Source organism: Micromonospora sp. NPDC049799, assembly GCF_040656655.1.
In the GTDB taxonomy this organism is placed as follows: Bacteria; Actinomycetota; Actinomycetes; order Mycobacteriales; family Micromonosporaceae; genus Micromonospora.
The window spans coordinates 1-4,965 of sequence record NZ_JBFAMU010000369.1 but is presented as its reverse complement, the minus strand read 5'-3'; the positions used below and the strand labels follow the sequence as shown (position 1 = coordinate 4,965).

The window sequence follows — 4,965 nt, the reverse complement described above, 5'->3', positions numbered from 1 at the left end:
GGGGGGGCGGGGGGGGGGGGGGGCGGGGGGGGGGCGGCGGGGGGGGGCGGGGGCGCGGCGGCGCGGCGGCGGGGACGCCGAACCGCGCGGGGACGGGTCAGCGGATGACGCGGCCGCGGAGGACGACGCGGGACGGGGTGCGGACCGCGCGCAGGTCGGTGCGGGGGTCCTCCGGGTACACGGTGAGGTCGGCGAGGCCCCCCTCGACCAGGCCGGGAAAGCCGAGCCACTCGCGGGCACCCCAGGAGGCGGCGGCGAGGACGTCGACCGGGGACATGCCGGCCTGCTCGTGCAGCAGCAGCATCTCCTCGGCGGCCAGCCCGTGGTCGATCCCGCCGCCGGCATCGGTTCCCACGTAGATCGGCACCCCCGCCTCGTACGCCGCGCGCACCACCTCCGGGAAGCGGTCGCGCAGGGCGAGCATGTGGTCGGCGTACCCGGGGAACTTCGCCCGTGCCTGCTCGGCGATCCCGCCGAACGTCCGGATGTTGATCATCGTGGGGACCAAGGCGGTGCCCTGACGGGCCATCTGGTCGATCAGGTCGAGGCTGAGCCCGGTGCCGTGCTCGACCGAGTCCACCCCCGCCCGCACCATGATCTCCACGGCGGACTCGGAGAAGGTGTGCACCGCCGCGCGTACCCCGGCGGCGTGCGCGGCCGCGACGGCCGCGGTCAGGGTGTCGGCGTCCCAGGCCGGCGCCAGGTCCCCCACCCCGCGGTCGATCCAGTCGCCGACCAGCTTGACCCAGCCGTTGCCGGCCGCCGCCTGCTCGGTCACCGTGGCGGCCACCTCCGCCGGCCCGACCTCCACGCCGATGTCGCGCAGGTAGCGCTTCGGCGGCGCGACGTGCCGGCCGGCGCGGGCGAGCCGGGGCAGGTCCGGCTCGTCGTCCAGCTCCGGATAGGGGTACGGGGAGCCGGCGTCCCGGATGGCGAGGACCCCGGCGTCCCGGTCGGTACGGGCCAGCTCGCGGGCCTGGTCCAGCGAGGTGATCGGGGCGCCGCCCCGGGCGATGCCGATGTGACAGTGCGCGTCGGTCAGGCCGGGCAGGACGAAGCCGCCGTCGACGACGGTCTCGGCGCCGGGCACCGGGTCGAAGGTGACCCGGTCGCCGACCAGCCACAGGTCCCGGACCTCGTCGTCGGGCAGGAGCACACCACGCACATGCAGAGCCATGTGCACAGTCCTACCCGATCGGCGCGGGGCGCGCGGGCGGGCACCTGCGTTCCCGGTCACACGCCTTGACTTGAAGCGCTTCAACCCGGGAACGCTCGGTGACATGAGGACGGCGAAGGAGCAGCGGGCGGACGAGGTCCTGACCATCCAGGAGATGGCCCGGCGGTCGGGCTTCAGCGAGCCGACGCTGCGCTACTACGAGCGGATCGGCCTGCTGGGCGCCGTGCCGCGGGATCCGGGCAGCGGGCACCGCCGCTACGACGCGGCCACGGCGGAGCGGATCGACGCCCTGGCCTGCCTGCGCTCCTCCGGCATGAGCGTCACGGACATGCGGCGTTACCTGGAGTTCCTCCACGAGGAGGACGGCCGGGGCGCGGCGAAGCAGCGGGAGCTGTTCGCCCGGCAGGCCGAGCGGCTGGCCGCCGAGATCGAGCGGCTGCGGGTCCGCCAGGAGTACATGCGCAGCAAGGCGGACATGTGGGACGCCCGCGTCCGGAAGGACGCCGACGCCGAGTTCCGCGCCGTCCAGGACATCGAACGCATTCTCGAAAGGTTCTGATCCGGAATGGACACGACCATGAACAACGACATCGACCTCCGCGCCACCGGCGACACCACGGTGCTGGTCACGGGTGCGACCGGGCACGTGGGCGGGCACTCCGTCGCTCGGTTGCTGGACGAGGGCTACCGGGTCCGGGTGACGCTGCGCGAGCTGGGACAGCGCGACGAGGTACTGGCGCGGGTCCGGCAGGCCGGCGCCGACCCGGACGGCCGGGTCGAGTTCCGTACGGCGGCGCTCTCCGCCGACGACGGCTGGGCGGACGCGGCCGACGGTGTGCGGTACGTGCTGCACCACGCGTCACCCTTCCCGTTCACCCCGCCCACGCACGAGGACGAGGTGATCCGCCCGGCCCGTGACGGGGCGCTGCGGGTGCTGCGGGCGGCTCGGGAGGCCGGAGTCCGGCGCGTGGTGGTGACCTCCTCGTACGCGGCGGTCGGCTACACGGTGAAGCCCGACGGTCACTACGACGAGACGGACTGGACGAACCCGGACGACGACATCCCGGCGTACCACAGGTCGAAGACCCTCGCCGAGCTGGCGGCCTGGGAGTACGCCCGGGAGCACGGCGGGTTCGAGCTGAGCGTGGTCAACCCGACCGGCATCTTCGGTCCGCTCCTGGGCGAGCGGATGTCCGCGTCGACCGGGCTGGTGAAGGCGTTCATGGAGGGCACCACCCCGGCGGTGCCACGGATGCACTTCGGCGTCGTGGACGTCCGGGACGTGGTCGACCTGCACCTGCGCGCCATGGTGCACCCGGCCGCGGCCGGGGAGCGGTTCATCGGCGTCGGCGGCCCGTCGATCAGCTTCTTCGACATGGCGCGGATGATCGCGCGGCACCTGCCGGCAACGGCCGACCGGGTGCCGGCCCGGGAACTCACCGTCGAGGAGGTCCGGGAGGCCGCGAAGACGGAGCCCGCCCTGCGCGAGGCCGCCGGGCTCGGCGGGCAGATCCCGGTGATCAGCAACGCGAAGGCGCGGAACCTGCTGGGCTGGCGGCCCCGCGGGGTGGAGCAGACCATCGCCGACACCGCCGACAGCATGGTCAAGTTGGGCCTGGTGTCCGTCTGACGCACGACCGCGCGCCGCTGCCGGGGATCACTCCCCCGTCGGCGGCGCGCAGGTCGTTGCGCCGGCCCGTCAGGGCGGGCAGGGCGACCGAGACCTTCCATGGGCACTCGGGTCCTCGGGCGACGGCACGATCAACCTTCACATGCTCGCCGTCACCGACACGCTCACCGGGGCCGCTGGTCGCCCTTGCCGAGCTTGTTGAAGTCGATCTTCGGAAGCTTGAAGCCCGGCGGCAGCCCCTGCCCACCGGCCAGGTCGTTCGGGTCCATCCCCGGCGGGAGCTGTGGCATGCCGCCCGGGAAGCCGCCCGGCATGCCGGCGCCCGCACCGGTACGCGGCCGGTTGCCGCCCTTGGTGCCCTTGCGCTTGTTCTTCGGCGACTTGGTCGCCTTGCGCCGCCCACCGCCGGGCAGGCCCATCATGCCGCCCATCTGCTTCATCATCTTCTGCGCGTCGGCGAAGCGGTTGAGCAGCTGGTTGACGTCCATGACGGTGACGCCGGAACCGTTGGCGATGCGTGCCCGGCGGGACCCGTTGATGATTTTCGGGTTGGTGCGCTCACCCGGGGTCATCGACCGGATGATCGCGGTGACCCGGTCGAAGTGCGTGTCGTCCAGCTCGGCGAGCTGGTCCTTCATCTGCCCCATGCCGGGCATCATGGCCAGCACGTTGGCGATCGGGCCCATCCGACGGACCGCGATGAGCTGGTCGAGGAAGTCCTCCAGCGTGAACTGCTCGCCGCCCATCAGCTTGGCGGTCATCTTCTCTTTCTGATCTTCGTCGAAGGCCTGCTCGGCCTGCTCGATCAGAGTGAGGACGTCGCCCATGCCGAGGATCCGGCTGGCCATCCGGTCGGGGTGGAAGACGTCGAAGTCCTCCAGCTTCTCGCCGGTGGACGCGAAGAGGATCGGCTGCCCGGTGACCTCGCGGACCGACAGCGCGGCACCACCACGGGCGTCGCCGTCGAGCTTGGAGAGGACCACGCCGGTGATGCCCACGCCGTCGCGGAACGCCTCGGCGGTGCGGACGGCGTCCTGACCGACCATCGCGTCGATGACGAAGATGACCTCGTCGGGGTCGACGGCGTCGCGGATGTCGGCGGCCTGCTGCATCATCTCGGCGTCGATGCCGAGGCGGCCGGCGGTGTCGACGATGACGATGTCGCGGGCGGCGCGCTTCGCGTGCTCGATGGAGGCGCGCGCCACCTGGACGGGGTCGCCGGTGCCGTTGCCGGGCTCCGGGGCGTACACCTCGACGCCGGCGCGGCCACCGAGCACCTGGAGCTGCCCGACGGCGTTGGGGCGCTGGAGGTCGGCGGCGACCAGCAGCGGCTGGTGGCCCTGCGCCTTGAGCCAGCGGGCCAGCTTGCCGGCGAGGGTGGTCTTACCGGAGCCCTGGAGGCCCGCCAGCATGATCACGGTCGGCGGCTGCTTGGCGAACTGGAGCCGCCGCCCCTCGCCGCCCAGGACGTTGATCAACTCGTCGTTGACGATCTTGATGATCTGCTGTGCCGGGTTGAGCGCCTCGGAGACCTCCGCGCCGCGGGCCCGTTCCTTGAGGTTGGCGATGAAGCCCTTGACCACCGGCAGGGCGACGTCCGCCTCCAGCAACGCCATGCGGATCTCGCGCGCGGTGGCGTCGATGTCGGCGTCGGTGAGCCGACCCTTGCCGCGGAGCTTGGTGAAGATCCCGGACAGGCGGTCACTCAAGGTGTCAAACACGCGAACATCCCGTTTGTCAGTGTTCCGGTGAGCGCAGCACGGCCGGGCGAGGTGACCGACCACCCGCAAGGGTAACCGCCCCGTCCGCACCACCGCTCCTGGCCGGCCGCACCCCGGCCCGCCCCGGGGCGGCGCAGTCGTTAAGCGGGGACCCTTCCTCTACCGCAGGCGTCAACAGGGTGCCCTTCCTTACACCGCGGCGAGGACGGCGGTCTCCACGCGGGCGCGGGTGTCGTCGTCGGGCCAGCCGCCGGTGAGGTAGAAGGCGTCCACCACGTCCCCGCCGAGGGTGGAGATGCGGGCCGCTCGCACCTGGGCGCCCGCTTCGTCGAGGGCGCAGGTGACCCGGTAGAGCAGGCCTGCCGCGTCGGCGGCGCGCAGTTCCAGCAGCACCGCGTCGGTGGCCGCCTCGCGGTGCCAGACGACGCGGGGCGCGG

The 4,965-nt window shown here is 72.8% G+C and carries 4 protein-coding genes and 1 pseudogene; 2 read left to right on the top strand and 3 right to left on the bottom strand.

Annotated elements, in window-relative coordinates:
• Nucleotides 1-97 precede the first annotated feature (97 nt).
• On the bottom strand, nt 98-1,177 hold the full coding sequence (locus AB0I76_RS22335; protein WP_357038643.1) for an amidohydrolase family protein: 1,080 nt from the start codon (nt 1,175-1,177) through the stop codon (nt 98-100).
• A 103-nt stretch (nt 1,178-1,280) separates the two neighbouring features.
• On the opposite strand from AB0I76_RS22335, the gene AB0I76_RS22330 reads away from it, so the two are divergent.
• Nucleotides 1,281-1,736 carry a MerR family transcriptional regulator gene (locus AB0I76_RS22330; RefSeq protein WP_357038639.1) on the top strand — a complete coding sequence of 152 codons (456 nt, stop codon included), beginning with the start codon at nt 1,281-1,283 and terminating at the stop codon, nt 1,734-1,736.
• A gap of 6 nt (nt 1,737-1,742) precedes the next feature.
• A complete protein-coding gene (locus tag AB0I76_RS22325) occupies nt 1,743-2,807 on the top strand; it encodes an NAD-dependent epimerase/dehydratase family protein (protein WP_357038637.1) in 1,065 nt (354 codons plus the stop codon).
• Nucleotides 2,808-2,971: 164 nt separating this feature from the next.
• Here the strand turns inward: AB0I76_RS22325 and ffh are convergent, their stop codons facing one another.
• Complete coding sequence (gene ffh, locus AB0I76_RS22320) at nt 2,972-4,528, bottom strand: signal recognition particle protein (RefSeq protein ID WP_357038634.1); 1,557 nt, start codon at nt 4,526-4,528, stop codon at nt 2,972-2,974.
• A 189-nt stretch (nt 4,529-4,717) separates the two neighbouring features.
• Nucleotides 4,718-4,965: pseudogene (locus AB0I76_RS22315) on the bottom strand ([protein-PII] uridylyltransferase); the annotation flags it as partial.